The 1492-nt window shown below is 51.5% G+C and carries 2 protein-coding genes and 2 pseudogenes; all 4 read left to right on the forward strand.

All coding sequences use genetic code 11. The annotated features are described in order from the left end of the window. Positions 1 to 306: integrase core domain-containing protein (locus BHE85_RS15420; protein WP_032232747.1), on the forward strand; the 306-nt coding region annotated here is incomplete at its 5' end. A gap of 43 nt (positions 307 to 349) precedes the next feature. After that, positions 350 to 975 (forward strand): annotated as a pseudogene (locus BHE85_RS15425) (PTS transporter subunit EIIC); the annotation flags it as partial. 50 nt (positions 976 to 1025) lie between these two features. Further along, positions 1026 to 1271: pseudogene (gene chbA, locus BHE85_RS15430) on the forward strand (PTS N,N'-diacetylchitobiose transporter subunit IIA); the annotation flags it as partial. 56 nt (positions 1272 to 1327) lie between these two features. After that, positions 1328 to 1492: IS1 family transposase (locus BHE85_RS15435; RefSeq protein WP_047664789.1), on the forward strand; the 165-nt coding region annotated here is incomplete at its 3' end.

Genomic DNA, 1492 nt, shown 5'->3' on the forward strand with positions numbered 1-1492 from the left:
AAAGGTTCTCAGTATGTATCGCTGGCCTACACACAGCGGCTTAAGGAAGCCGGATTACTGGCATCAACAGGAAGTACAGGCGACTCGTATGACAACGCGATGGCGGAGAGCATCAATGGTCTTTACAAAGCGGAGGTAATACACCGTAAGAGCTGGAAAAACCGTGCAGAAGTGGAACTGGCCACACTCACGTGGGTGGACTGGTATAATAATCGACGATTGCTGGAAAGGCTGGGCCACATCCCTCCGGCAGAAGCAGAAAAAGCTTATTATGCTTCCATCGGAAACGATGATCTGGCAGCCTGAGTTCACAGATAAAACACTCTCCAGGAAACCCGGGGCGGTTCACTGGTTCTTCGGTATTCATGGCGCGCTGGCGCTGACCGCACTGGACAACGGCATTATGACGCTGTGGGCGCTGGAAAATATCGCGACCTATCAGCAATATGGTTCCGTCGAAGCGGCGCTGGCAGCCGGTAAGACCTTCCATATCTGGGCCAAGCCGATGCTGGACTCCTTTATTTTCCTTGGGGCAGTGGTGCGACTTTAGGCCTGATCCTGGCTATCTTTATCGCCTCTCGCCGTGCTGATTATCGTCAGGTGGCAAAACTGGCGCTGCCGTCCGGCATCTTCCAGATTAACGAACCGATTCTGTTTGGTCTGCCAATTATCATGAACCCGGTGATGTTTATCCCGTTTGTACTGGTACAACCGATTCTGGCGGCAATCACCCTCGCAGCGTACTACATGGGCATTATTCCTCCGGTGACCAATATTGCACCGTGGACCATGCCAACCGGTCTGGGAGCCTTCTTTAACACCAACGGTAGCGTCGCTGCATTGCTGGTCGCACTCTTCAACCTTGGTATCGCAACGTTAATTTATCTGCCCTTTGTTGTGGTGGCTAACAAAGCGCAAAACGCGATTGATAAAGAAGAGAGCGAAGAAGATATCGCTAACGCCCTGAAATTTTAATCGATGCCGGTACGGTTAATCGTGCCGGTAAGAAGAGAGAGGAACGATGTATGATGGATCTCGATAACATTCCCGATACGCAAACAGAAGCTGAAGAGCTGGAAGAAGTGGTGATGGGGCTTATCATCAACTCCGGACAAGCGCGCAGCCTGGCGTATGCGGCACTGAAACAGGCGAAGCAGGGCGATTTTGCCGCAGCAAAAGCCATGATGGATCAGTCACGGATGGCATTGAATGAAGCGCATCTGGTACAGACGAAACTGATTGAAGGCGATGCGGGCGAAGGTAAGATGAAAGGGTAATGCTGCCAACTTACTGATTTAGTGTATGATGGTGATTTTAAGGTGCTTGCGTGGCTTCCATTTCCATCAGATGTCCTTCCTGCTCCGCTACTGAAGGCGTGGTGCGTAACGGCAAAAGCACTGCCGGACATCAGCGCTATCTCTGCTCTCATTGCCGTAAAACATGGCAACTACAGTTCACTTACACCGCCTCTCAGCCCGGTACGCACCAGAAA

Origin of the sequence: Shigella sp. FC1567 (assembly GCF_001743015.1) — a bacterium.
Classification (GTDB): domain Bacteria; phylum Pseudomonadota; class Gammaproteobacteria; order Enterobacterales; family Enterobacteriaceae; genus Escherichia; species Escherichia coli.